This is a genomic window from Bacteroides sp. AF39-16AC (genome assembly GCF_003602735.1).
Lineage (GTDB): Bacteria > Bacteroidota > Bacteroidia > Bacteroidales > Bacteroidaceae > Bacteroides > Bacteroides uniformis.
Genome location: NZ_QTLN01000002.1, coordinates 75,605 through 101,528, shown reverse-complemented (window position 1 = coordinate 101,528; position 25,924 = coordinate 75,605). Strand labels below are relative to the sequence as shown.

The 25,924-nt window shown below is 47.6% G+C and carries 31 protein-coding genes and 2 pseudogenes; 14 read left to right on the top strand and 19 right to left on the bottom strand.

Going from position 1 to position 25,924, the window contains the following annotated elements:
* Positions 1 to 6: 6 nt before the first annotated feature.
* The 9 genes from DW039_RS02575 (at position 7) to DW039_RS02535 (ending at position 6,366) form a co-directional block, all read left to right on the top strand.
* Positions 7 to 726, top strand: a complete 720-nt coding sequence (locus DW039_RS02575; protein ID WP_120381675.1) for an N-6 DNA methylase — start codon at positions 7 to 9, stop codon at positions 724 to 726.
* Positions 727 to 752: 26 nt separating this feature from the next.
* On the top strand, positions 753 to 1,643 hold the full coding sequence (locus tag DW039_RS02570; protein ID WP_004326295.1) for a hypothetical protein: 891 nt from the start codon (positions 753 to 755) through the stop codon (positions 1,641 to 1,643).
* Between the two features lie 87 nt (positions 1,644 to 1,730).
* On the top strand, positions 1,731 to 1,997 hold the full coding sequence (locus DW039_RS02565) for a hypothetical protein (protein WP_022052945.1): 267 nt from the start codon (positions 1,731 to 1,733) through the stop codon (positions 1,995 to 1,997).
* A gap of 43 nt (positions 1,998 to 2,040) precedes the next feature.
* Complete coding sequence (locus DW039_RS02560; RefSeq protein WP_004326298.1) at positions 2,041 to 2,634, top strand: hypothetical protein; 594 nt, start codon at positions 2,041 to 2,043, stop codon at positions 2,632 to 2,634.
* Positions 2,631 to 4,565 (top strand): hypothetical protein, encoded by a 1,935-nt coding sequence (locus DW039_RS02555; protein WP_120381674.1) that lies wholly within the window; start codon positions 2,631 to 2,633, stop codon positions 4,563 to 4,565. Before DW039_RS02560 ends, DW039_RS02555 begins: the two co-directional genes overlap by 4 nt.
* A gap of 2 nt (positions 4,566 to 4,567) precedes the next feature.
* Positions 4,568 to 5,338: a hypothetical protein gene (locus DW039_RS02550; protein ID WP_120381673.1), complete on the top strand. Its 771-nt coding sequence runs from the start codon at positions 4,568 to 4,570 to the stop codon at positions 5,336 to 5,338.
* Positions 5,339 to 5,394: 56 nt separating this feature from the next.
* Positions 5,395 to 5,730: a type II toxin-antitoxin system RelE/ParE family toxin gene (locus DW039_RS02545; protein ID WP_087247662.1), complete on the top strand. Its 336-nt coding sequence runs from the start codon at positions 5,395 to 5,397 to the stop codon at positions 5,728 to 5,730.
* Positions 5,714 to 6,019 carry a helix-turn-helix domain-containing protein gene (locus DW039_RS02540; RefSeq protein ID WP_120381672.1) on the top strand — a complete coding sequence of 102 codons (306 nt, stop codon included), beginning with the start codon at positions 5,714 to 5,716 and terminating at the stop codon, positions 6,017 to 6,019. The genes DW039_RS02545 and DW039_RS02540 overlap by 17 nt, the downstream gene beginning before the upstream one ends.
* Positions 6,019 to 6,366, top strand: coding sequence for a hypothetical protein (locus DW039_RS02535; RefSeq protein WP_007560866.1), 348 nt, complete (start codon positions 6,019 to 6,021; stop codon positions 6,364 to 6,366). The genes DW039_RS02540 and DW039_RS02535 overlap by 1 nt, the downstream gene beginning before the upstream one ends.
* Before the next feature lie 43 nt (positions 6,367 to 6,409).
* Here DW039_RS02535 and DW039_RS02530 read toward each other — a convergent pair whose 3' ends face one another.
* The 18 genes and pseudogenes from DW039_RS02530 to DW039_RS02440 all read right to left on the bottom strand — a co-directional run bounded on the left by DW039_RS02530 (position 6,410) and on the right by DW039_RS02440 (position 20,217).
* The gene (locus tag DW039_RS02530; RefSeq protein ID WP_120381721.1) at positions 6,410 to 6,865 is read right to left on the bottom strand and encodes a glycoside hydrolase family protein; all 456 of its coding nucleotides are present in this window, start codon (positions 6,863 to 6,865) and stop codon (positions 6,410 to 6,412) included.
* Between the two features lie 47 nt (positions 6,866 to 6,912).
* On the bottom strand, positions 6,913 to 7,416 hold the full coding sequence (locus DW039_RS02525) for a DUF3872 domain-containing protein (protein ID WP_120381671.1): 504 nt from the start codon (positions 7,414 to 7,416) through the stop codon (positions 6,913 to 6,915).
* A complete protein-coding gene (locus DW039_RS02520; protein ID WP_120381670.1) occupies positions 7,413 to 8,273 on the bottom strand; it encodes a toprim domain-containing protein in 861 nt (286 codons plus the stop codon). Before DW039_RS02520 ends, DW039_RS02525 begins: the two co-directional genes overlap by 4 nt.
* Before the next feature lie 6 nt (positions 8,274 to 8,279).
* A pseudogene (locus DW039_RS02515) lies at positions 8,280 to 8,836 on the bottom strand (conjugal transfer protein TraO).
* The gene (gene traN, locus DW039_RS02510) at positions 8,833 to 9,747 is read right to left on the bottom strand and encodes a conjugative transposon protein TraN (protein ID WP_120381720.1); all 915 of its coding nucleotides are present in this window, start codon (positions 9,745 to 9,747) and stop codon (positions 8,833 to 8,835) included. The pseudogene DW039_RS02515 and the gene traN overlap by 4 nt, the downstream one beginning before the upstream one ends.
* 46 nt (positions 9,748 to 9,793) lie before the next feature.
* Complete coding sequence (traM, locus tag DW039_RS02505; protein WP_371682732.1) at positions 9,794 to 11,125, bottom strand: conjugative transposon protein TraM; 1,332 nt, start codon at positions 11,123 to 11,125, stop codon at positions 9,794 to 9,796.
* A 225-nt stretch (positions 11,126 to 11,350) separates the two neighbouring features.
* Positions 11,351 to 11,974 (bottom strand): conjugative transposon protein TraK, encoded by a 624-nt coding sequence (traK, locus tag DW039_RS02495; RefSeq protein ID WP_004326315.1) that lies wholly within the window; start codon positions 11,972 to 11,974, stop codon positions 11,351 to 11,353.
* Between the two features lie 32 nt (positions 11,975 to 12,006).
* On the bottom strand, positions 12,007 to 13,020 hold the full coding sequence (traJ, locus tag DW039_RS02490; protein WP_120381667.1) for a conjugative transposon protein TraJ: 1,014 nt from the start codon (positions 13,018 to 13,020) through the stop codon (positions 12,007 to 12,009).
* A gap of 3 nt (positions 13,021 to 13,023) precedes the next feature.
* A complete protein-coding gene (locus DW039_RS02485; protein WP_008152252.1) occupies positions 13,024 to 13,653 on the bottom strand; it encodes a DUF4141 domain-containing protein in 630 nt (209 codons plus the stop codon).
* Positions 13,650 to 14,009, bottom strand: coding sequence for a DUF3876 domain-containing protein (locus tag DW039_RS02480; protein WP_004294975.1), 360 nt, complete (start codon positions 14,007 to 14,009; stop codon positions 13,650 to 13,652). The genes DW039_RS02485 and DW039_RS02480 overlap by 4 nt, the downstream gene beginning before the upstream one ends.
* Positions 14,010 to 14,053: 44 nt before the next feature.
* Positions 14,054 to 14,668, bottom strand: coding sequence for a hypothetical protein (locus DW039_RS02475; RefSeq protein WP_207810767.1), 615 nt, complete (start codon positions 14,666 to 14,668; stop codon positions 14,054 to 14,056).
* Positions 14,669 to 14,673: 5 nt separating this feature from the next.
* The gene (locus DW039_RS02470; RefSeq protein ID WP_120381665.1) at positions 14,674 to 17,193 is read right to left on the bottom strand and encodes a TraG family conjugative transposon ATPase; all 2,520 of its coding nucleotides are present in this window, start codon (positions 17,191 to 17,193) and stop codon (positions 14,674 to 14,676) included.
* A complete protein-coding gene (locus tag DW039_RS02465; RefSeq protein ID WP_004326321.1) occupies positions 17,190 to 17,513 on the bottom strand; it encodes a DUF4133 domain-containing protein in 324 nt (107 codons plus the stop codon). The genes DW039_RS02470 and DW039_RS02465 overlap by 4 nt, the downstream gene beginning before the upstream one ends.
* Positions 17,514 to 17,516: 3 nt before the next feature.
* Complete coding sequence (locus DW039_RS02460; RefSeq protein WP_007843736.1) at positions 17,517 to 17,813, bottom strand: DUF4134 domain-containing protein; 297 nt, start codon at positions 17,811 to 17,813, stop codon at positions 17,517 to 17,519.
* Between the two features lie 184 nt (positions 17,814 to 17,997).
* Entirely contained in the window at positions 17,998 to 18,657 is a 660-nt protein-coding gene (locus DW039_RS02455) for a DUF4122 family protein (RefSeq protein WP_120381664.1), read from the bottom strand.
* Positions 18,645 to 19,019, bottom strand: coding sequence for a DUF3408 domain-containing protein (locus tag DW039_RS02450; RefSeq protein ID WP_120381663.1), 375 nt, complete (start codon positions 19,017 to 19,019; stop codon positions 18,645 to 18,647). The genes DW039_RS02455 and DW039_RS02450 overlap by 13 nt, the downstream gene beginning before the upstream one ends.
* A 2-nt stretch (positions 19,020 to 19,021) precedes the next feature.
* Positions 19,022 to 19,459: a DUF3408 domain-containing protein gene (locus tag DW039_RS02445; RefSeq protein ID WP_004326325.1), complete on the bottom strand. Its 438-nt coding sequence runs from the start codon at positions 19,457 to 19,459 to the stop codon at positions 19,022 to 19,024.
* A 5-nt stretch (positions 19,460 to 19,464) separates the two neighbouring features.
* Complete coding sequence (locus DW039_RS02440; protein WP_005776850.1) at positions 19,465 to 20,217, bottom strand: ParA family protein; 753 nt, start codon at positions 20,215 to 20,217, stop codon at positions 19,465 to 19,467.
* 379 nt (positions 20,218 to 20,596) lie between these two features.
* Between DW039_RS02440 and DW039_RS20855 the strand changes: the two genes are divergently transcribed.
* The 4 genes and pseudogenes from DW039_RS20855 to DW039_RS02420 all read left to right on the top strand — a co-directional run.
* Positions 20,597 to 20,788 (top strand): hypothetical protein, encoded by a 192-nt coding sequence (locus DW039_RS20855; RefSeq protein WP_165853091.1) that lies wholly within the window; start codon positions 20,597 to 20,599, stop codon positions 20,786 to 20,788.
* A 34-nt stretch (positions 20,789 to 20,822) separates the two neighbouring features.
* Positions 20,823 to 21,245 (top strand): conjugal transfer protein MobA, encoded by a 423-nt coding sequence (gene mobA / locus DW039_RS02430; RefSeq protein WP_207810765.1) that lies wholly within the window; start codon positions 20,823 to 20,825, stop codon positions 21,243 to 21,245.
* Positions 21,230 to 22,492 (top strand): conjugal transfer protein MobB, encoded by a 1,263-nt coding sequence (mobB, locus tag DW039_RS02425; protein ID WP_120381661.1) that lies wholly within the window; start codon positions 21,230 to 21,232, stop codon positions 22,490 to 22,492. The genes mobA and mobB overlap by 16 nt, the downstream gene beginning before the upstream one ends.
* A 62-nt stretch (positions 22,493 to 22,554) precedes the next feature.
* A pseudogene (locus DW039_RS02420) lies at positions 22,555 to 23,544 on the top strand (YWFCY domain-containing protein); the annotation flags it as partial.
* Positions 23,545 to 23,630: 86 nt separating this feature from the next.
* Here DW039_RS02420 and DW039_RS20850 read toward each other — a convergent pair.
* On the bottom strand, positions 23,631 to 23,813 hold the full coding sequence (locus tag DW039_RS20850; protein ID WP_165356980.1) for a hypothetical protein: 183 nt from the start codon (positions 23,811 to 23,813) through the stop codon (positions 23,631 to 23,633).
* A gap of 296 nt (positions 23,814 to 24,109) precedes the next feature.
* Between DW039_RS20850 and ltrA the strand changes: the two genes are divergently transcribed.
* The gene (ltrA, locus tag DW039_RS02410) at positions 24,110 to 25,915 is read left to right on the top strand and encodes a group II intron reverse transcriptase/maturase (protein ID WP_087247634.1); all 1,806 of its coding nucleotides are present in this window, start codon (positions 24,110 to 24,112) and stop codon (positions 25,913 to 25,915) included.
* Positions 25,916 to 25,924 lie beyond the last annotated feature (9 nt).

Below are 25,924 nucleotides of genomic sequence, written 5' to 3'. Positions count from 1 at the left end.
AGGAATATGGCACGATATGAAATCTCCAACGAAGTCAGGCCGCTCGACAGGCTCATCACAGGCTTTGCCTCCTCATGCAGCTATGAAATACAGACCGTATTCAACGACCTGCTGCGTTTCATCATCCACGGCTTCTCTCCTGGAGCACCGCCAATAAGCAACTGGAAATACAAGCGTCAGCAAAACGCCTCGTTCATGGAAATGACAGCCGAATGGACACGTATCATGCAGAGGCAGATCGGCAGGTCGGGCTGGTTCGACGCTTTCGGTGAACTCCACATGGCTTACTGCTCAAAACCGGGACAGCAGGCAAACGGACAGTTCTTCACGCCGTCACATATCTGTGAACTCATGGTCATGTGCGCGGCAGGTAAAAAAGAGACCGGACAGAGGATGGGAGACCCTACATGCGGAAGCGGAAGACTCCTGCTGGCATACCATGCGCACAATCCGGGAAACTACCTGGTCGGAGAAGACATCAGCCGGACCTGCTGCATGATGACCGTATGCAACATGCTCGTCCACGGATGTGTCGGGGAAGTGATCTGTCATGACAGTCTCCAGCCGAAGGCATTCACCGACGGATGGAAAGTCAACCAGGCTCTGCCCTTGACGGGAATACCTTCTATAAGACGCATGAAGGAAGAGGAATACAGGAATCCTCTTCCGGAAAATATCGGACGCTTCAAAGAGGCAGTCCGTATCATCAACCTATTGGACAAATAATTACCAACCATTTAAAAAATATAATTATGGAAGCTTTAGCAACATTGAACAATCAGAGACAGTTTGATTTCCAGAACAACGGAATCGAAGTAATGGACCTTGAAACACTACAGCGTACCTACAAGGAGAACGACATCTACGGCAATCCGGTCAGGGGAATCTACCACTACCAGGTCATCCAGCGCATGACGGACATCTGCCGCCGTCACAACCTGAACTACGAGGTGGAGGAAATCTTCGCCGCCCAGAACAAGAACCGGACACAGCCCGGAGTGGTCATCCTGCCACAGGTGGAACAGACCTATGGAGAGAAGGCGGTAGAGGCACATGTACTGCGCAGAATCTTCACAACAATCCGTATTCTGAACGGGGATACCGACGAACTGACAACCACACTCGTGGTAGCCTACCATCAGGACGGTATCCAGGCGGCAATAGGTCCCTGCGTACGTATCTGCCACAACCAGTGTATCCTTTCACCCGAACGAAGCGTTGCCAACTACGGCAAGGACAAGGTGACTACCGAGGAACTGTTCGGGAAGGTGGATGACTGGATGCGCAATTTTGAGCGTGACATGGATGCGGACAGAAGCCGAATCCAAAGGCTCAAGGAAAAGGTGTTGACACCCGGTGAATTATACATGATTATCGGTATGCTGACGGCTCTGCGTGTATCCCATGACAGTGCAGACAAAAGACTGGCATCACAGGTGGATACCTATCCGCTTAACCAGGGACAGATTTCCGTGTTTACGGAAGAACTGCTCAAACTCTCACTTGAACAGCCACGCATTACAGCGTGGGATGTCTACAATGTAGCGACAGAAATCTACAAGCCTGGAAAGACTGATTTTCCTGCCATGATTCCACAGAACGGAGCAATGGCCGATTTCCTGCTTTCATATAACCAGAATTAGAACCTGAAACCGAAATACGACAGGCCCGGTTCCGTCACCAGCGGAATCGGGCTTTGTATTTTATTAACTGTAATAATCAGATAAGATATGGCAGCAAGTAACAGAATAAAGGCTGAAATGTATATCCTTTTCAGCTGCAACGCATGGCACGAATACAGTTCATTCGAGCCAAAGGCGGTCTTCTCTTCCATAGAAAAGGCAGCAGACTTCCTGCAAAAGAACAGAAGAAAACTGAAACTGGAGGAAGATGACATCGAATGTTTCAGACAGCACAGTCAGACTCAGGGCAGAAATACCAATTACCTGGTACAGTCCTGTCCCTATAATCCAGTCCGCGCAAGAGACTTGGAATGACAAAGAATCCCATTCATAAACAATCATATAAAAATATACGACTATGACAAATGATGAAAACACTTACATCGGAATGTCCCTGCCGGAAGGAATACGGTACATCACCGTTTTTGAAAAAGGGGATTTTGAAAACTGCGGAAGAATACTCAGGACATTCTACCGTACGGAAGACAGGGTGAGAAAACTGCTCGCTTTGGGAAACCTGCTCCATCTGGGAGGCAGCCTCTCATCAAATGAAAACAAGACAAGCTGTTGGCCTTTGAATAATGGGAATCCCATTCACGAAGCAAAGGAAATATCCGGCAAGGAAAAGTTCTTCCTGCTCGGTGACTGGACTTACCTGTATGAAAATGGCAGATGGTTTCTGGGCTATGAAGGAAAAATCTATGAAATCAGCAATCCTGAATTTTCTGTCTTTGTTCCCGACAAGGACCATACGCCTTCCCCTCTGGACAAAGGACTTTCCTTTGCCGTAATCGGCGAAACGGGAAAACTGGAATTCACTCCGGAAATTGTCAACGGATGGGATACCTGGAAAAGCCTTCCCAAAAGAGTCAGTGAAAAAGGGAAAACGGTATATGTATTCCGCAAAACACAACTTATAAAAGTCATCAAACCTAAAAAACTGGAATCATGAAAGAAATCAATATGACAAAGGCTATATCCTATATGCCGGACAAATTCATCACCATGGAAATGGTTGAACTGGCCGCAGCCGAACACCGTCCGGAACTGGTCAACTATCTGCCGGAGAAATATATTACTTCTGAAATACTTGACAGTATATTCAAAACAGATGATTACGGATGGCGTTCCTGGCAGCTTTCGAAGATACCTGAAGAAAAACGTAACCGCCAGATTTGTCTAAGGGCAATAAAGGCCGAAAAGAGTAATTTTCCTGACATACCGGAAAAATACAGGAACAGTGACATACTTGAATCGCTGTTCGCACACAGGAATTTCATGCACTACCTGTATCTGATACCTTCATCCTCATGGAACAACGGAACAGTCCGTGATGCAATATACTCCCTTTACCGTGACGTACAGCAAAACGGAGGTTACCGGTACTGTTCAGAGAGGTATGAACAGCAGTTCTTATATGAAACAAGCGTCATGCTTTCTTTCGTTCCGCGACAAGCCAAGGATTTCAGACTTTGGAAAGAACTGATCCATGACGGACGTATCGCAACCATGACTATCGACAAAATGATGCCTAAATGTTTCAAACAGGCAGCATACTACAAGGAATGGGCCATACGCTGTATCAAGGAAGTGGATACATGCTGGCTTGACTATGACACCGTATGGAAGGCCATCTGTCACAAGACAGGCAACCTGCACGACATTTTCGATTCATACGGACATTACGAGTGGTTCTCCAAACATGCGGATGATGCCATGGCTGACAAAGCAATGGAGCTGGAACCTAACCTGTTTAACAAACTTCCCGGACGGTTCCGGACACCGGAAAGACTTATTCATACACTTGAAGTAAAGAGAGATATCAACAGTTACAACTTCCATCTTGAGCCGAACCTGATGACGAAAGAGGTCTGTATGGCACTGGCCAGAAGGGATTCGTTCTATCCGGATATTACATCGGAACGCTGGAACAGGGAACTTGTGGAATATTTCACCGAACACGGAAACAGCATGTATTGGTTTCCTCAACTGCCGAAAAAACTACAGACCAGAAAACTTGCCGAGAAGGTTCTCAAGGAGAAGCCGCAATTCTTCCATTATCTGCGGATGGAATTCATCACACCTGAAATGTCCAGGCTGTTATGTCAAAAAGACCAGGATAATATCCGTTATTTCAAGGAGCGTGTCATGGAGTTCCAGAAATATACAGGACTTCCGGCCGAATTCTATGGATGTGAAACGGATTTCGAGCATATCAGAGATCGTAATGACAGCCGCCGATACTGCCGTATAGGACTCACTTACGTTGCCCTGCAAAAATGTAAACGCGGATGGCATGAAAGTGAATACTATCTCATTATGACACGCCATCCCAACCGATATATGCCTGCCAAGACAGTGTTCAGAAAACAGATTACCACATTCCACCGGACATGGCTGGAAAAGACAATATGTGACAACGACCCGCAATTCCGGATTCCGAAGATTCAAAAGGATTTGAAGGATGTACAGGCCATGCGGTATTATGAGGTGGAACATATCCGTACCATACGGGGTTGCGAAATATTCCGCAACTCTTTCATGGGGCAGACAGTGGAATACTGTATCCGCAAGGACGGACTGACCTACCATGACAGGAACATGGAAAGGCTCGCCTCCGGCCTGCAATACAAGATCCGTCAATTGAAGGAGCAGGCTGTACTCCCCAAAGGAACAGATGATTCGATGGAAATCAATGCAGAAACGGTACACCGCAATATGGGGTATTGTCTGACCGGAATAGAAGCCTTTGCGGAAGACTACGGACTGGACGTAGCCCGGACATATACCCTGAAAGAGCTGAAGGACGTTATCCATGAACAGGGATACAAGCCTTCACTGGAGAAATACAAAAAAGAAGTCCAACATCTAAATCTTATCTGAATATGAATATTTTCCAAAAAAGAATTGAAAACCTGTGCGATGAAATCATCGGCAGGATACTTGCACTGATGAAGGTAAACTCGGTTTCCGAAGTAATACTGACAGACAATGACAATCCGGTTTACGTAATCTGGTTTGACAAGATGGGTGATCCGTGCGAATGCTCGGTACACAAGGTAACTGCTGTCGGAAAAGGAATCACACTTGAAGTCCATGATAAGATAACCGGAGAAAATTACAAGGTAACAAGCCGCCATGAGGCGGCTCTGGCCAATCCGGTATGGCTTAACGAGATACTGGAGGCCATAACAAACACCTTTCGGATAAAAAATACAGGACTGGAAGAGAATGTTATATGTTGCAAATGTGGAGGAAATCATGTAATATGCAATGCCTTCATCAATCCGAATACAAAACAGTTCTATAATTATGATGATGAGTCATTCCTATATGGATGGTGTGAGAAGTGTGACAATTATACCATTCTCTGCGACATAGAAGCCGTAAAAAAAGATATGGAAAACGGTTTCAAGAGATTTGTCGAAAGATACGGGAGAAAACCTGAACTTGCAGAGTGCGAGATTATATGGAAAGACAGTCTTAATACTGAATACGTAAACATCGCAATTACTGATATACCTGAAGAATATGATAATACGATATTTTTCTACTGTAAAAGCCTCTCTGATTTGAAATCACTGGCTGACTACGGAAAAGAGGATTTCATAGTAACGGGTTGCATCAACTTCACAGACCTGGGTAATAAAGCATAAAATCTTTTTTATCTTTCAAGGTTGCCTGATATGTAAACTTTTTATATCTTTGCTGCATGAAACAGGAACGGACCATATCAGCCTACAAGAATTATTTCACGGACTTCATATCATCCATTAGAAAAGAGGAAGCCCGCAAGATATACTATATTCTTGATATGCTGAAAGTTCAGGAAAGGGTAAGCAGCAAGTTCGTAAAGTATCTGCGTGAAGAGCTATATGAAATCCGTGCTGAATATGGAGGCAACATCTTCCGGGTATTCTTCATATTTGATGACGGGAACATCGTAATCCTGTTCAACGGATTTCAGAAAAAGACACAGAAGACACCGCCTTCCGAAATAGAAAAGGCATTAAAGATAAAGGAGGAGTATTATGAAAACAAAAAATGAAAACCTGACCAGCATCGATGCTATCATGGATGCGGAATTCGGCAAGCCGGGAACACCTGAACGTGAGGAGTTCCGTAAGGAGGCATACGCCTACTGCATGGGACAGATTATATGTGATGCCAGAAAGAAGGAAAAGATGACCCAGTCCGAACTGGCTAAAAAAATCGGGACCAACAAGTCCTATATCTCCAGAATAGAAAAAGGTATTGTAGATCCGGGTATCAGTACGTTCTGCCGTATCATTGATGCACTCGGATTGAAGATTGAAATTGTCAAACCGGTATTATAATGGAAAATTATCAGGAAAAAGCCAGAGAAAACTTTTACCGCAACCGTCCGTACGGCATTCACATTGATTATGCCCGAAAAGGATTTGTACTGTTCAATCACTATACAAATAGTCTCGGCAAACAGGAAACCGGTTCTATTGAAGGCCTTCCCCTTGAAAAGTTCGAGGATGTGGACGCGATACCATTGAACGGGAAAATTATAAAAAATGGTAACCAGACAACAGACATCTATTTCTATACGGACGATTCAAATCCTTACAAAAACATGAAGCTGGATATGGATGCTCTGAAACAGTATAACCGGTTCATTTATCCCCTGTCACTTTTTTTAGACAGGATATTATAACAAGACAGCCGTGAATCATGATAAATTCACGGCTGTCTTGTTTCTATGGCACAAACAGTAATCTGTATTCTTCTTTTCTTCTCCTTTCTATTGACGAAATTTTCTTTCCCTTATAGTGACAATATCGTATGAAGTCCACATAAATGTTCCGGTTACCGGCTTCCAGTTTCCTTATCAACGTGCTTTTGGGCATCCTGCCATAACCGAGCAACTTATATGGTCCCACTTGGTATGCCAGACACGCAACCAAAAGTGAATCCTTTCCCAGGTGACGGAACAATGCACACATTTCCTTCAGGTCCTTTCTCAGAATACTGTCTCCCTCACTTTCTGTCAGCCTGACGGGAAACTTTTCCCCTTTTCTGATACGGTGACCGTATGCGACATAAGGATGATGTTCCGGACCATGCCATCCTTCGAACTTCTTGATACACCTGACAGCCGTTTCCCACTGTGAGCCTTCCACATTCTCCTGTGCACGCAAGGAAGTTACCGTCATGGCCAGTACCACCAACGGCAGTACTGACCTTAGAAGTCTTACGGTTATTATAAGGCACCTCCTTCCTGAACTGACAAAGAATCTTCCACAGTACCTGTTTCTTCATCACCTGCATCGTTGAAGTCAAATTCCATTTCCGTCATGTTTCCCCAGTTGTCCTCGACAACGACAATGAAGTTCTGCGCCTCGTCACATAGTGAAGTATAATACAGCCTGAACTTCCGGTCCTCCAGCAGATAACGGTCATTCGGCTTGAATTCAAGACCGTTGTCCAGTTTCAGGGAACCTTCCCCGTCATACTGGAAATAACGGATTGTATAGACCGTACCGTCAAAATCGCCCTCACTTTTGAGTTCACATCGTATTTCCGCCGTCTCATTCCTGTTCAGTTCCTTTGGAACCGGCATTGTTTCCACGTTAAACGGATAACTTTGCTGGATTTCCAGCTCGGATTCGCACGAGGTCAGTACAAGACTGACCAGACCTATGCAGAACATGGCAATCTTGCCTGCCAGCCCAAATCCTTTTCTCATATTCTTTTCTGTCTTCATTTGTTTTCCCTTGTTTTTGTCAGATATTCATTCAAGTCCTTAAATCCATCATACAGACCGGAACAGTCCATAACCTTATTCCCGAAATGTATGTTCAAAGTCTCCAGTGCGGTAATCCCGGCCCGGTCACGGTCAAGAAAGCACAGGATTTTGCCGTAACCCTCCAGAACGGCATACGACCGTTCCAGATTGGATACAGAGTTCAGCACCAGGCAGTCCTCGTCCTTCACAATCCGCAATACCAATGCCGAAAGGAAATCCACAAATCCTTCAAACACACAGCACGTATTCTGTTTCTTTCCGGACAGGGACACACAGGAAATGTCCTTGGGAGAGATGCATCCCTTGAACATCGGGTTACGGAGTTCATAGCCGCCGCTCCGGTTCATGAAGCCTATGGCAAAATACCGTTTGCCCCGTATTCCGTATGCCACTTCCTTGCAGAATCTCCCGGCTATGGCCGGATCAATGCCTCTCTCTTTCAGGTAACTTTTCAATGCCTCATGACTCAGTTCCGTCACTTTCACGTCCTCGAATCCGGAAACGCGGGGTATCTTCTTACGTTCCTGTAAAGGCCGGAGGGGAAGGATGCCGGATTTCCCTGAAAGGAACTCCAGCTGTTCCATGAAACCGGTACTTCCGGTCAGTTCTCCGGCAAGATGGAAGATGTCACCTCCCTTTCCGAGGCCAAAATCAAACCAGACATTCCTCTGCGTATCCACCTTGAAGGATGCGGTTCTCTCATTTCTGAAAGGGGATCTGAACCAGACATCATTTCCTTTACGGGATACCGGTATATGCCCCAGATTTTCAAGAAAACCGACAATGGAAATACGTCTAATCTGTTCCAGTTCCATAACCCACTAATTTATCATAAAACGGATGCCGATTCCATACTGGGTATGGCAATGTCCGAGACTTCCGCCCCACAGGAAACGCTCACGCAAGGAAGCCGTCAATGCCACACGGTCGGCAAGGTACAGTTCCATCTCCAGCGTCAGGGCCAGCCGTACACAAAGGCATCGCCGTTTTTCAGGGTGGCTCCGTCATAGAGTATTTTATCAGACCAATTTACCGTCTCATATCCGGCCAGTGCCGATCCTCCCAGATTGAGGAAGAACACTTTTCCCGCATCGGAAAAGAAATTCAGGTAATATCCGCCTTCTGCCGTAAACTGCGCCGAAGGGATGGTCACATGACGGTAACCGTGTTTCATGTGCAGGTATTCCGCTCCATATACCCATTTGTTCCCGCCTTTGGCATAGCTTGAAAGTGTCATTCCCATATAGTATCCGTTATCGGAAGCCATACCTCCACGCATTTCCACACCCTGCATCCTTGGCAGAATCCGCTGGGCGTCTGCCTGTCCCACGGAAAGGACAAGCAGCAATGCCAGCATATACAATACTTTCGTTCTCATCGTATCTTCAGCTCATTGATGGTTTCCGCACGCACCAGGTCTTCGTTGACCACTTCAAAACTCTGGTGACGGCCGCCCTGTTTCTCATACATCTCCACAACCAGTTTCTTGTCGTCCGGTATCGTAAACTTGGGAAGGGCGAATACCGTGCATTCCGAATCCCTGCCGTTTACACGTGTCACATAATTATAGGCACGCAGCGGATAAATCACCTGCTCCTGCATGGCCGTACGCTTCATCACCTTTTTGTCCACCACCTTGAACGTAATGAAATCCACGTCAAAGGGCACATTCGAGGAGTTCTTTACCTGGGTATGGAAATAAAGCAGGTCATTATGGGTGTACAGCCCTTTGAGCAGATACTGGATACCGAAACGCTTGCAGCCGATATGACGGATACGGCGCTTGTCATTCTCATACACGGATTTCATGATAAGACGTACCAGACGGGGTGACTCGTTATCCAGCTCGGTCAGATAGATTTCCATGGCATTGTTGGGACGGTTCACCGATTCTCCGTCATGGATGAAATCACACATCTCCACATTCAGCAACAGCGGTTCATCGGCATACTTCACGTTGAAGGTATAGAAGTTCCCGTCTTCGGTTATTACAGACATATTGGTCTCCTCCCTGAAATTGCGTGTCGTGGCCTTTACTCGGATTACATTCTCGGCACCGTCGGCCTTGCCGGCTATCAGGTTTGTAGAACCAAGATCCACATACTTGACCGGAGCAGGGAAAATGACATGGACGGTCTTGTCATACGTTATTTCCAGTCCGTGCGGCGGAATCATCTGGCTGAAACCGATCTTGCGGGTCAGGCCCTCATAATAATCACCGCTACTCTGCTGCGCCCAGGCAGCCGATACGCCCAGTAAAAGGGCAAACATCATCAGAATCTTCTTCATGTGTTTTTGTTTAATGGTTGTCTTTTCTTTCATAGTTTCCTGTATTTCATTTCTCCGGTGAATGGAGCAGTACCCGGTGTCCGGCCTTCAAAGTAATCTTTACCGTACGCATCCGTTTGGATATGTACTGGGAAACGCCCTGTATCACACCTTTTCCCAGATCGGAGGCAATCTGTGCCCCGGCATCGGTGGAAATGTTGATGCTACTGTTCATCGAGGTTCCCATGTTGGCGGCAATCTCCCTGGCAGCGTCATATTCCAGTGAACCCGGCACCAGGATTCCCTGCTGTCCGTCCAGATCATAGACTTCCAGCTCCACCGGCAGGATAGTTCCCTTGTATTCCACGGCATTGACCACGATTTCCAGCCGTTCACCCTGTATGCGTGTGCCACCTACCAGTACGGTCCCTTTCGGTATGAAACGTCCGGCAACGGACATGGGCTCGGTAAGCCGCAGGCGCAAGGCCTGTCCGTCGGATACGGTCTGTGTTCCGTGTACACAGGCAGCAATGGTATTGCCTTCCGTTACTGTCTTCCGGCCGACAGCCGTATTGAAACCGGCATTGCGTTCTCCCGAAAAGGCGGATATGAACTCTTCGTCGCTCATAGGTCTGGAAAGCGAGGATACCACCTCATTGTGAACCTGTTTCACCGGTATGGCTTTTTTGTCCTCCGCTTTTCTGACGGGAGAAGGAGTCTCCACTGCCTGACGGTTATTGTATTTGGCGGCCAGTTCGTATGATTTTTCCATCAGGGCCATCTTTTCCTCCATGCCTGACAGTGGCTCCTGTTTCTGCTGCTGTTGCTGCATACACTCCAGTTCCTCAATCCTTTCCAGAAGCCTTTCCTTTTCCGGATCGGTCCGCGGTTCATAGATGCTTCCCAGCGTACGGTTCATCTCACGGTAGGCTCCGGCCGAGGAACTGACCGGTCCGGCATTTCCTTTTTCTGTTTCCGTTTCCGTGTTTGTTTGCCTCTCCGGTGGAATGTTATCGGGAAGACGGACACTGTCTTTCCGTTCCTCTTTGGCAAACATGGACTCCGCAGCTTCAAAGAATGTCTTCCTTTTCCTGCTTTCCTGTTCCATCAGAGCCTTTTCATAGGCATCCTTCTTGTTTCCTTCCAGGCGGCTGTCCTCGGGAGAAGGGATTTCCGTATTGAATCCCTGTCCTTTATCCTGCCGCTCCCGTTCCTGACCGGAAGGTGAGAATATCAGATAGAAACTTCCCAGACACAGCAGGAACATCAGCGGATACACCACAAATCCGGCGCGTTTGCGTTTCTGTTCCTCACTCAGCGGCTTCCTGTCCTTTGAAGACCGGAGCCTGAACGGTTTCACCAGCCGTTCCATTACTTTCTTGACTTTTTCTTTCTCCATTTCTTACAATAGATTGAATGAACTCCATACGGAGTGAATCCTTTTCCATAAATTCCATTCCGGACTCCCGGTTCTTACTGCCTATAAACGGTCTGCATGCCGTATAGACACATGCGGCTGTAAACGGGACAAACAGTATCCAGAGAACGGCCTTGCGCTGTTTAACGGTAAGTCTGTGGCAGAACCTCCTGAGTTGAAGGTCCGCCTGTCTCGTCAGGTTCCTTTTCATCGCTCTACGCTCCTTATGTCCTTGTTTTCCAGTATGGTCAGATGTTCGATGATAAAGCCGTTGGGGTTGTCATCGGAACGGGAGGTATTCTGAAGCTGGCAGTCAGTCACCAGCGAACGTTCCGTCACGTTACTCTCACGGATAATCATCTGGCGGGCATACGTCCTGGCCCTGTAGGGGTAGCCGGAAAAGTCGCAGACCACGCTGTCCACCCGTACCACCTGGTTGATGTTGCCGGAAATGAGACGGTTGTAATATCCTTTCTCTGCAAAATCCACATAGTAATGATAGGCGCTTTTGTCCGCCAGCTGCAAGGCACGGTTGATATTGTGCTCAATGGCATCCTTCTGTGGCGACAGCCCGAAAAAGAGCTCATGGAACCTTCTTACATGCTCCCTGGCTTCAGCCGGACGGTTCTGTGAAAGATCCTGCGAAAGGGCAAGCATCAGTGACTTGCCGCCATCGAGTACATAAATTTTCTCACGCTGTTTCTCCGCAAAGCGGTATGAGTTCCACAGGGCAAACACGGTCACGAGCGTGCAGCATCCGACAAAGACCGCAAGCATCAGGCGTATCCGTCTGAAGCTGCTTTCGATATTGGTCAGTGATTTGAATTCCATCTGTTTTCATGATTTTTATGTTCCTGTTCTGTTTATTTTCCACGCAGACGCCCTCCGATATTTCCCAGTCCGGAACCTGCGGCACCGGCTGCAAATCCTCCGGCCTTGGTCGCAGTACGGTTGATGTTTCGGTTGTAGTTTCCGCCACCGCCTGCCTGCACAATCCATCCGGCCACGGTCGGCACGGTAAAATATCCGATGATACCTATCAGCATGAAGATCACATATACCGAATTGGAGTTGTCAAGCGAATAGTTCGGATTGTTCTGGAGCTCCAGGATGTCGTTCTGCAGCATAAGTACCTGAATCTTGGCCAGCATACAGCTGAAAAGGTCACTCACGGGAAGCCACAGATAGACGGAAATGTAACGTGTGAACCACTGGCTGAGCGTGGACTGGAAACCGTCCCACACGCTGAAGGCAAAGGCAATGGGACCAAGGATGGACAATACAACCAGAAAAAAGGTCCTTACCGTATCTATAAGCAGGGATGCCGCGGCAAAAAGCAGTTCCAGCAGACTGCGGAAGGCGTCACGGATATTCTTTTCCAGATTGTACATGCCCACTTCCATATACATGCCCATGCGGGTTGCCATGGCATCGGGCGACCATCCGAGCTCGTCCAGCTGACGGTCAAACTCCTCATCGCTGACCAGATAGGCCGTTTCCGGATTGCGGAGCATGGCTTCACGTTCCAGCCTGTCCTTCTGCTCACGGTACTGCTGCATGTCCATCGTCTGCCCCTCAAGCATCTTGTGGGTTCCCTGCACAATCGGACTCAGCACCGTATTCATCGTTCCGAGTACCAGAGTCGGGAAAAGCATGATGCAGATGCCTATCGCAAACGGGCGCAGAAGCGGATACACGTCTATCGGTTCGGCACGGGCAAGCGACTGCCAGACACGGACGGCCACATAGAACAGGGCACCGAGTCCGGCAAGTCCCTTGGCTACATCCAGCATATCCTCACAAAGGGGCATCATTTCATTGTAAAGGCTCTCCAGAATGGTATGGAGATTCGAGAAATCCACGGATAACAATACCATAGGCTACCAGTATTTGGAGGTGTCATTGCCATAGAGCTTCAGGACACGGTCAAGGTCATTCTTCTTGCGGGCACGCAGAAAACTCACGGCTATATTCCTGTTCGTATAGTAATTCACGAGATTGCGGTAACGGCGCATACTGGCATAACAGTCATCCACCACGTCCATACGGTCCTTGTCGGTCATGGAAAGGGTGCTGACGTTGATTACCTGCCTGAGATCCTGCAACACCCCGTTGCTCTCTTCCAGAAGTTTGGTATAACCGAAAGCGATTGCATCCAGCTCTTCGGGAGAAAAGTTCTCGTCACCCAGCATCTTCTGGAAATTGGTCACGTAGATTTCCGACACGTCACCGACCATCAGGATAATCTCACTGACCTTACGGGCATCCTTCACCAGATTGTTGACGGACTTCAGGGCATCATAGTATTTCTTGTACTGCTGGTATATCTTCACCGTCTCCGCAAAATTCTGGGCGGTACTTGTCGCGGTTGAAGAGGTATGCACGATATTGTCCGACATGTTGATGATACTCTGGGCAAGGTTCCCCGGATCGGTCACCACCCACTGTGCCCGTATCTGTCCGGCAAGGAAAAAGGTTCCTGCACAAAGCAGCAGCAGTCTTTTTCTCATGGACGTACCTCCTTCCTTACATAGTCACCGTTCGGAGAAAAGGTCAATACGTCAGCCGCCTCATTGTAGGCGATGTCTATGCGGTAGCCGGTATTGATGAACAGGTTACCGTTTTCTTCCACCAGCAGATAGGTTTCCGGCTTCAGCTTCCGTGTCTTTCCGCTGCGGGCGAAGACCGTCACCTTGTAGGCGTCCCCTTCCTTATATATAAGGACATCGGGCTTGCCTTCCACACTGCTCCATGAACCGCACAGGCGGTCACAGTCCTTAAACCTGCTCTCACTGCAGCTCTGTAGCAGCAGTGATGCCGCCCCGATCAGGCAGGCGGCCAGTCTGTACAACTGTCTGTTTTTCATGTCTTGTCTTTTTTAATGATGTTGTTCTTGTTTTACTGAATCTCTCAAAGTCCCATCTTGCGTCTTTTTGGCTTCGGACTGACCGGGATGCGGGCTTTTCCGGACAGCCTTTCTTTACAGGCTGGCTGCCGGCATTCCTTGCGGATAGCGTTGTCGTCCTTTTTGTTTGGGGACTTCAGGCCGACCATGGTTTCAAACCTGGCATAAAGTTCTTTATATGCCTTTTCTGACTGTTGCCGCCTGATTTCATCCGGGGAATTCCGGTCAATGCCGTATTTCATGAGAAAACAGGAATTAATGAAAGGGCTGTCAATATTCTTCGGGTTGGCGATGAAACCTCCCAGCTTTTCCAGTTCCCCGTACAGCTTGTCAAGATACTGTACGGGAGGAGGGGAACAAAGCCGCTCGAAGACCTTCTCCACAGCATGTGTCAGTCTTACATCGACCTCTACGGCATCAGGTATCTCGCCTCTGAGCCTTCTTTCCCTGTAATCTTCCGGTTCCATACTTTCAAGCCGGTGGTACAGTTCATAGTCCTCTGAAAATCCGTAATGTTCACGGATATCCTTCGGTATGTCCCATCCGTTCATCAGGGACCAGTAGAGACATTCGATTGTCTCCTTACGCTTTCTTTCATCCGATTCAAAACTGTCATTCATAACCGTCATGCTTTACCGTTTGACCTTTTCCTTTCCCTTCTCATTTCCGCAATGCGTTTCACGGCCAGTTCCAGATTTCCGCCCAGTTCCTTGGCAAGCTTCTGCAATTCCAGCTTTTCCGACTCTTCCGTGGTATATACGGCATATTCCTCATCGCTGACTTCCGTGGCATACACGGCCGAGTGGGTACCGCCAAGACCGATCCAGACCTCACGGTAGAAACGTCCGGGATGGTTGGCCTGGTTAATGGACAGGATCTGTCCGCGTTCCTTGTCGGTCAGTCCGAGAAGCCGCTGGATATGGTCGAACTTGTTCATGTATTTCCGCTGGTCAAGAAGAATCTTACAGTCACTGTTGTTGATGATAGCTTCCTTCACGACAGGGGAACTGATGATGTCATCCACTTCCTGGGTGACCACGACAGCCTCCCCGAAATATTTTCTGACGGTCTTGAAAAGATAGCGTATGTACTCGCTCATATTGGCGGACATCAGGGCTTTCCAGCATTCCTCAATGAGTATCATTTTGCGGATGCCTTTCAAACGGCGCATCTTGGCGATGAAGGTTTCCATGATTATCAGCGTGACCACGGGCAGAAGCACCTTGTTCCCGCTGATATTGTCCAACTCAAATACAATAAAGCGCTTGTTGGTAAGATCCAGTTCCTTTTCCGAATTAAGCAGGAAATCATAGTCACCGCCACGGTAGAACGGTTCCAGCACGTTCAGGAAACCGTCGATGTCAAAATCCTTCTCACGGACTTTCTTCTCCTCAATCATCCGGCGGTAGTCATCACGCACAAACTCGTAGAATCCGTTGAAATCGGGTCTGACATCCCTGTTTTCCGTTATCCTGCGGATGTATGCGTTCACCGCTCCCGAAAGGGCCACCTCTTCCGAACGCCTTGGGGCTTCATCCTCACGTTTCCAGAGTGTGAGTATCAGTGTCTTGATGCTTTCACGCTTTTCCACGTCAAATTCCCCGGAATCCGTATAGAACGGATTGAAGGCGATGGGATTGTCCTCCTCATAGGTGATATAGATACCGTCATCGCCATGTGTCCGGTCATGAATCAGGCTGCAAAGTCCCTGATAGCTGTTTCCGGTATCCACCAGCAGGATATGGGTACCCTGTTCATAATACTGGCGGACAAGGTGGTTCGTAAAGAAAGATTTACCGCTGCCGGAGGGACCGAGTATGAACTTGTTGCGGTTGGTGATGATTCCCTTGCGCATGGGCAGGTCACTGATGTCCAGATGAAGCGGTACGCCGCTCTGCCTGTCCGTCATACGGATACCGAACGGGCTGGGCGAACTGCGGTAATTCGTTTCCGAAGCAAACAGGCAGACAGCCTGTTCCAGAAAGGTATAGAAACTTTCCTCAGCCGGAAAATCGCCCGCATTGCCGGGAATACCAGACCAGTACAACACCGGGGTATCTATCGTGTTGTAATGGGGTACGCATCCCATCAGGGCAAGCTGGCTGCCGGTATCGTTCTTGATACGCCTGAGCTCTTCCTCGTCTTCCGCCCAGGCCAGTACGTTACAGTGGCACCGTACCGGAACAAGCCCTTTCGTATGCGCCTCGTCAAGATACATTTCTACCCATTCATAGTTCACGGCATTGCTGCGGCTGTATTTCGACAAGGACAGCATGTTGCGTGAAGTCTTTTCCATGCGTTGCAGGATTTCCTGGGCGTCATCGATAAACACGTACTGCGAATAGACATGGTTGCATGAAAGCAGAAGTCCTACCGGAGCCGCAAACGAAAGACGGCAGTCGCTACGGTCCGTGGACAAGCGCTCATAGCGCATGTCCGTGCCCACACTGCCGGGAAGGTCTTCCGTATCGGAAAGCACATGCAGGCAAAGACGTTTGTCACCGATGCGCATACGTTCCGGATCAAGGCAGATATCCTGTAACACGGGGTGCGTGTCCTCCATACCGAGAGTCAGGTATCTTTCAATCAGACCGGGACATTCTTCCGTTCCGACCACCTCTTCAGTTCTGAGACGCTTCATCCTGACATGCCCCGAATCGTTCATGATACGCTCGAACTGCTCCACCGCTTCCAGAAATTTCACGACCGAGTCCCAGTCCGTGATTTCCTTGGGAAGGATATAGCCACGGCACAGGGTACTGAAATCACTGCGGCGGCGGGCACGTTCGCGTGAAGTCTTTGTCAGGTACAGGAAGCAGCGGTGCCTGAGATACGGGCGTTCGTTGAAATGACGCTCATAGCTGCGGGACAGGAAACTTTCCGTCCCGTCTCCTTCGCTCCGGTAGTTTTCCTTGACAAACCAGTCCTGCTTGTACACGACCGAATAATTGGGAAGCACCTTCATGGCCTTTACCCAGGTACCGTGAATGGCTTCGTATTCCGTCGCCGTCACCGTGTACAGTTCAGGCAGCTCAACCTCGAAGGCTACCGTAATGTCCGCATCCTTGCTTACGATGCAGTTGTTTTCCACGGCCAGAATCGGGAATCTGTCTTCCAGATCACAGGCCTTCAATACACTTCTCATTTCTTTCTCTTCTTTTTGGTTAATGCTCTGAATATTCTGCGACGGGCTGACAGATAGCGCGGATGGCGTTTCTCGGCCAGCATCTTCATCAGCCCGTGCTCACCGTAGCGGGCATTCATGCGGAAGGTCAGCCATACGGCCAGGGAACCGGATACCGCTCCGAAAGACAGGCATACCAGCTGGCTGACACCGGCCATATACAAGACAACCACCGCAAGAAAGACCGATACAAGGCCTCCGGCAAAAAAGAACAGGTACTGTGATTTCAAGCCCTTGAACTCAATCGGACGGCCTGCTCCTTTGTTGATACGGTAATCCATGGCTTACAGGAAGAAGGAACGGAGAATGGTGGCGGCCACAATCAGGAAGATGCAGGCGAAGAACCAGCTCGCCGCAGTCTTGGACGTATCGGGATCGCCGCTGCTGAACTTACCATACGTCTTGATACCGCCGACCAGACCGAGTACGGCTCCAATGGCATAACACAATTTGGTGGCCGGATCGAAATACGAAGTCATAAGGCTGGTAGCCTCATTGATGCCGGCAAGACCCTGTCCCTGTGCGAAGGCACCTGCCGCTGCCAGCACACACAATACTGAAAATAGGATTCTTCTCTTCATTGTCGAATCATTTTGGGGTTTGACATAAATGTTGAATTCGACTGCAAATATATAAGGCTTAAACCGCTGTGATACAACACTGTCATCAGGTGTCACCGGATGTCATCAGATGTCATTCAGGAAGCCTTACAGACATAAAAAAAGCATCCCGAAAAGATTTCCGGGATGCCTGAATATATCGGTGTCAGATATATTTCCGCCAGTTGTCAGACGGTTCATTCCCATCCTTTACTTTAAGCGGTTTGGGATTGCCGTCCTCATCAAGATACCTGTCTATCAGTTCCTCTACAATCGCGGAATTCTCCATATTGGAAAGGAACACATCAATCAGGCTGGTCTGCCTGATGGAGAACAGGACACGGGCTGCCTGCATGGCCTTCTCATGGTCGGCTTCATCCTGATGTGTCAGATATTCGCCGAGTACTTCCATGTCCCTGCTGGACAGAACAGGTGATACGGATTCCACTTCGGGAGACTCCGCATCAAGGTCTTCCTGGACTTCCTGCAGGAGTTTCATCTTATCCAGCTGAAGGTTGCATTCCACATCTTCCTGCTGCACATCCTCCTCCTCACCGATAAAATTCCTTTCAAGTGGCTGGCTCATGAAGGGAGCGGCAGTCTTTCCGGCATTTTCGTCCAGATAGACATAACGGGTACTTCCCATCACTTCTGCATCTGAAACCGCAGATTCCGTTCCGGCAGCTTCTTTCTTTTCCTTCTTCACGCAAGGTTTCCCATAAAGCAGGGTACAAACAGTTTCGATACGCCTTCTCCAGCCATACACGCTGTACAGCAAATAGCCTATACAGACAATCCGTACACAGAAGTATATCAGTTCTTCCATAAAGAATCCTTATAGAGAAAACATTCAAGTTCATTCTTCAGCAATTCTCTGTGGCGTTTCAAGTGCTCCTCCACGATATTGCTCACATAGACTGAAACACTCATGCCGGGAGCCATAAACGGAATAAGGCGGCTTGCCTTGTTATACAAACCGCAACGGATACGAATCTGGCGTCCTTTCCCGACTGGAGCGTCGTTCAGATAGACACGGCTATATTCGGGAAAACAGTTCGCTATTCCTATTTTCTCATTCAACTCTCTGACCTGTCTTTTCAGTGAACAAATCTTATTGAACAGTAAATAAACGCAACATAACAGCAGACCGCAAACCAATACGGCAACAGTCAATACAATCCACATCATTTTCAGAATGTTTTTGGGGTTTTTCGGCGAAACAGCTCGCCAAGCTCTTCACTGTAAGTCTCAAGATGGTGTGCCAGCACATTATCCAAAAAAGCGGGCACACTCATGTCATCACTCAGAAGGGGAAGGATACGGGCCAGCCTGCAATACATGTCATAGCTGATATAGGTCTGCTTTCTGTGTACGGACTTCTTTCTGTCCAGAAACAGTTCCTTATACATTTCCACCTTCTCTTCCAGTCCGGGGTCAGCGCGAATCGTCTTGCGGGACTTTTCCTGTCCCTGTGTCTTTACTTCCGGCACATTTTTTTCCTTTTCTGTGACAGGAAGAACATTCTCGCCGACATCTGCTCCAGATTTACCACAGGAAATGGATTCACTGGCCATCATGTCCTTCAAGGCATCCTCATCCACCTTGAATATCTCTCTTTTCTTTGCCATAGTTCTTATCCCGGAAATATGATACGTTCCATCTCCTGGGCAAAAGCCTCAAGACGGCTGTCTTTCAGTAGTGATTCGGAAGGAGGAAGAAGGGTGCAGCGGAAATGCTGTCTGGAAGAGGGTGTCATTTCCTTGTTGAAGCGTTCAAGATCCGGAAGTACGGTTTCAAAGACCTTCAACCCCATACGGAGCACTATTGCATTATACATTACATACAGTTCTTTTGAAGTACGGCTGTCCATACGGTTCCAGAATAAACGTATGTCCTTCAGGGGAGCTTCCGGATGCTGTCCAATAAAATCCTGAACGGTCGATACAAAGGAAAGGCTGCTCTGCATGACCATACGGTCCTTTACAATGGGAGTAAAGATAAAATCCATGTTCATGACGGACTCGAATACACCACGGGAGTTCACCGTTCCGGGAAGATCGAAGAATATCAGGTCATAATCACCTTCCAGCTTGCCGGGAATCTCTGCGGCTGCCTCCGGCGTGGAAGTGACGATCGGATAGGCCTTACGGGAACCGTCTTCAAACTGACGGCAGAAAAGTCGCTGGTGATACTCGCTTTTCTCAAGGTTCTTCAAATCCCTTCCCCTTAGTTTTTCCAGACTGAACTGGGGATAGTCACAGTCAACGACAGCAACTTTCAGACCTTTTACATAATTAAAATAACTGGCAAGAACCGCTGTTACCGTGGACTTGCCCACACCGCCTTTCTGATTGCTGAAGGCGACAAGAATCGGACGTTTGTTCATACCTTTTGTTTTTGGGGTTAATATTCACTTTTTCTTTCACTAATCTTATAATGGCATTACGCTATTGTGATACTATTGTTGCCATGTTATTATGTCCTTATGTTATTGCAATACTATGTTGTTATGTTATTATGTTATTATGTTATTATGTCCTTATGTTATTGCAATACTATGTTGCCATGTTATTATGTTATTATGTCATTATGTTATTGCAATATTGCACGCTTAAATCGCGTCAAAAATAAGGTCTTTCAAGCATACAGGTAATATGTAGCCTGCACCATGACATCAGATGTCATCAGACGTCTTTATATGTCATACAATCCTCTATTTCACAACTGTTTACACGGTCATAATTTTGCAAAGTCAGAACTAAAAAATGGCTTGGAACATCTTCCGACGGACAGCAGCACGCCGCTCACGTCGCGCAGCAATCCGCCGGAGGTGGATTCTCTGTTCAAACGAACAGAGCAAGTTGTGTCTTTGTCCGACAGAAAGTATTCTGCCCGACAAAGACCAACTTGCCCTCCCTCACGGTCGGGGGATTTTCCTCCAAAGTCGGAAAATCTGACGGAGAAAGCAAAACAACCCAAAAGCAGAAAAGCATGGAGAAAAAACAGGCTAAAAGGACAGGCAGAAAACTGAAAACAGATCCGGCGGACTACAAGTACAGTTTCCGCCTGAACGCACAGGAGAAAAGCAGATTTGAGAAACTGTTTCTGGAATCCGGAGCAAGGGACAGGACAATCTTTATTAAGAAATCAATCTTTTCAGAACAACTGAAGGTAATCAAGGTGGATAAGGTTTCCATGGACTATTACATCCGGCTCGGGGAATTTTACAGACAATTCCAGGCAATAGGCAACAATTACAATCAGGTCGTAAGGGCAGTACAGAAAAATTTCGGGGAAAAAAGGGCGATGTCCCTGCTTTACAAACTTGAAAAGGCTACCCTGGAACTGATACTGCTCAACAAACAGATTATGGCCTTAACTAAAGAATATGAAAAGAAATGGTTGCAAAGATAAGTCACGGGGCAAGCCTTTACGGAGCACTGTCCTATAACCATGAAAAGGTTTTTCAAGGGATGGCGGAAATCCTGTCAGGACATCGGATGATTTCCGACCGCCCGGGACTGCCGAGCGAGGACATGCGTCTGGCTCTCCTTTCATTTGAGAACCATATGACGGCAAACAGGAGAACAGACAAGCCGGTCCTGCATATCGCCCTCAGTCCGGCACCGGAAGATAAGTTGGACAATGACAGGCTGGCGGAAGTGGCAGAGAAATACATGCAGAAAATGGGATATGGTGACCAGCCGTTCATCGTGTACAAACATGGCGATACCTGCAACACGCACGTACATATCGTGAGTGTATGCATTGACGATGAAGGAAGGAAAATCAATGACTCCTATGAACACCGCCGTTCAATGACAGCCTGCCGGGAACTGGAACAGGAATTCGGACTGCGTAACAGTGCGGATACGGAAAGACGGAATCCGAAAGCGGAACTGAAAAAGGTGGATGCCTCACAGGGGGATATACGCCACCAGATAGGAAACACACTGAAGGCCGTACTGGAGAGCTACCGTTTCCAGACTTTCGGAGAGTATTCCGCACTGCTTTCCACACTGAACATTGAAGCCCGACAGGTTCGGGGCGATTACATGGGAACACCCTATACGGGTATCATCTATTCGGCTACAGATGATAGTGGGAAAGTGGTCAGCCCTCCAATAAAAAGTGCAAGGTTCGGCAAGCGTTTCGGAAATACGGGACTGTCCGAACGTATGTTACGGCATACACAGGACTTCAAGGAAGGCAGATGGTCGCCGGTCATATCCGGCAAGGTAGTATGGGCCATGCGTAACGCAAAATCGGAACAGGAATTCAGGGAACTGCTGAAACAGGAGCACATTGATGTGGTATTCCGAAGGAACGATACCGGACGTATCTATGGCGTCACATTCATAGACCATGAACGGCGTGAGGCGTTCAACGGTTCACGTATGGGAAAGGAGTTTTCCGCCAACGTATTCAACGGCCTTGTCAACTGGTGGGAAGGAATACCCTGGCAGGACAGACAACAGTCCGGTCCGGAGGAACTTTGGAAACGGTACGGTCACCGTATGGAAGAAAACAGTGCGCTTGAACAGGCGGCAGGCATCTTCTCCTTTGAGGCAAATCCGGCAGTCGATTACGAGGAAGAAGCGTTCCGTCGCCGCATGAAACGGAAAAAGAAACCGCAGAAGCGCAAATCACGTGGTATCTGATCAATCAAAATGAGTCAATAACAGGGGGAACAACGGATTCCCCCACAATCATCTACATCATTATGCAACAGGAAGACGATTTGAGAGCCCTTGCCAAGATTATGGAATTCGGCAGGGCAGTCAGTATTTTTATTCTGGTAGTCCACGTTTATGTGTACTGCTATCCCAGTATGAGCGCCTGGCATCTGAATCTGGATGTCATAGACCGGATACTGATGAACTTTGACAGGACAACCGGTATATTCGGTTGTATCCTATGGACAAAACTGATGGCGGTTCTTCTGCTGGCCATATCCTGTATGGGTACCATCGGAGTCAAGGGTGAGAAAATAACCTGGCAGCGTATATGGGCGGTACTTACTGCCGGGGCGGTTCTATTTTTCATGAACTGGTGGCTGCTTGACCTGCCTTTTCCACACGAAGCGATTACTGCCCTGTATGTGGTGACACTTGCAGCCGGTTATCTATGCCTGCTCATGGCAGGACTGTGGATCAGCAGGCTTTACAGGCATACCCTGATGGAGGATGTGTTCAATATGGAAAACGAATCCTTCATGCAGGAGACAAGGCTGATGGAGAATGAATATTCGGTCAATCTGCCCACCAGATTCCAGTATGGCGGCAAGCTCAACAACGGCTGGATCAACGTGGTCAACCCTTTCCGTGCGACCATCGTATTGGGAACACCGGGTTCCGGTAAATCATACGCTGTGGTGAACAACTACATCAAACAGATGATTTCCAAGGGCTTCAGTGTCTATATCTATGATTATAAATTCGATGACCTTTCCACCATTGCATACAATACCTTGTTGCACAATATGGACAAATACAAGGTAAAGCCGCATTTCTACGTCATCAACTTCGATGATCCGCACCGTTCACACCGCTGCAATCCCATCAATCCAGAGTTCATGACGGACATCTCTGACGCATACGAAGCAAGCTATACCATTATGCTCAACTTAAACCGCACCTGGATTGAAAAGCAGGGTGATTTCTTTGTAGAGTCTCCGATTATCCTGCTGGCAGCCATTATATGGTATCTCAAGTGCGCCCATAAGGCGGTGTAATAAATATCTATTTAGCAATAGATTAGGTTAGAGTTCTATGAAAATAAGACCTACTGTCATCCGACTTATCCCAGAGGGAAACCCGAGGGGGAGTGTAGCATGTCGGAGAAGCCATAAGTCAGCCAACTGCCACGCTGCGACTGAATGGCAAGACAGAAAGACGGACATGAGGATGAAGCCTGAACTGGTTGAACAACAATCCAGTGGCACATACCAGGGCTGTGGCGGAAGGCAGTTACCAACGCCATATCGCATGTACCCCAGCAAGTGTTTAGGTTGTATGGGGCAAAGAACTGACTGCGACACGTCTGCAATAAGCAGATTAACGGACGAACGTTGCATCCGACAGTCTGTCATGCTTGTTATTACACCCGCTAAATGGGGATTGCCTAAACCGAAACGCCGAAAGGCTATAGAAGTCGTTCTTGAATATTCGGCATGGCAACGGAGCTTCCGTAGTAGTCCGAGCAGGGTAATGCCCTGCACATGGCGAAGGGAAGCAGTTATATAATCAATATAATCAAAGGAAAATGTGAGAGACATTATGAGAAATCCAAAGAATGTATTGAACAACTTAGTGAAACACAGCAATGTATCGGGCTATAAGTTCGAACGGTTGTATCGTATTCTATTCAATGAACAGATGTTCTATACCGCCTACCAGCGAATCTATGCCAAACAGGGCAATATGACCGCTGGGACAGATGGCAAGACAGTTGACGAAATGAGTATTCAGAGAATAGAAAATCTAATCTCCAAGCTTAGAGACGAAAGTTACAAACCCAACCCAGCCAAAAGGGTCTATATCCCTAAGAAGAACGGAAAGAAACGCCCGTTGGGCATCCCGTCTTTTGAAGACAAGTTGGTGCAGGAAGTGGTACACATGATACTGGAAGCCATATACGAGGGAAGTTTTGAAAATACCTCACATGGATTCAGACCACGTAGGAGTTGCCAGACTGCATTAACCCAAATTCAAGATACGTTTCTCGGAACAAAATGGTTTATAGAGGGGGACATAAAAGGCTTCTTCGACAACATAGACCATAACGTTCTGATTGGCATACTCGAAGAACGCATAGCGGACGAGAGGTTCATAAGGCTCATCCGTAAATTTCTGAACGCTGGGTATATTGAAAATTGGAAATACAGACACACGTACAGTGGAACTCCGCAAGGCGGCATCATTAGTCCCATACTGGCTAATATTTACCTTGACAAGTTCGACAAGTACATGGAGGAATACGCCCAATCTTTCAATAAAGGCGCAAGCAGAAGATTGGATAAGGATTACCGTCGGATTAAAGACCGTAAGAACAAGCTGGAAAAGAAACTGAAATCCGAAACCGATACAAAGGTACGGAAAGACCTTATTGATAAAATCAAAGGGTATTACCGACAGATGCAACAAATGCCTTGTGTCATGGAAATGGATGAAGAGTACAGACGGTTGAAATATGTCAGATACGCAGACGATTTCTTGATTGGGGTTGTCGGCAGCCATGAAGAATGTGGGCAAATCAAAGCGAATATCACACAATTCATGAAAGATAAGCTAAAACTTGAACTGTCGGCAGAGAAAACGCTTATAACCCAAGCACAAGAAAAAGCTAAATTTCTGGGATATGAAATAACCGTACGCAACTCCAAAGCCACCAAGAGAGATAAGAATGGAGTGCTCAAAAGAATGTTCAACCGCAAGGTTGTACTTCTACTCCCGAGAGAGGTGGTCAAGAACAAGTTGATTGACTACAAAGCCATGAGGGTTATACAAACCAATGGCAAGGAGGATTGGAAGCCAAAGGCACGCAGTTATATGATGAACTGCAAGCCGGAGGATATTGTAGCCCAATTCAATAAGGAGATAAGAGGATTCTACAATTATTACTCGATAGCGAACAATGTATCTACTCTTTGCAAAAGGTTCGGTTATATTATGGAATACAGTATGTACAAAAGCATCGCCAAAAAGCAAAGCAGCAGTGTACGGAAGATTAAAAAGAAATACTCGAAAGACAAAGACTTTGTAATCAGTTACACGGATGCAAAAGGGCAATGCAAATGCCGTGTGTTCTATAATGAGGGTTTCAAGAGAAAAGACGCTCAATGTGATGCTAAATACGACATAATGCCAAACACCAATTTTCTGCCAGCCTCAAGTCTTGTTGAGAGACTAAAGGCGGAACAGTGCGAGGTATGCGGAGCGCATGGCAAAACGGTGATGCACCATGTTCGTGCCTTGAAAGACTTGACAGGCAAGAACGAATGGGAACGCATCATGCTCAAAATGCACCGTAAAACATTGGCAGTCTGTCCAGAATGTAATGCTAAAATACATGGCAATGTATAACACTAAGTT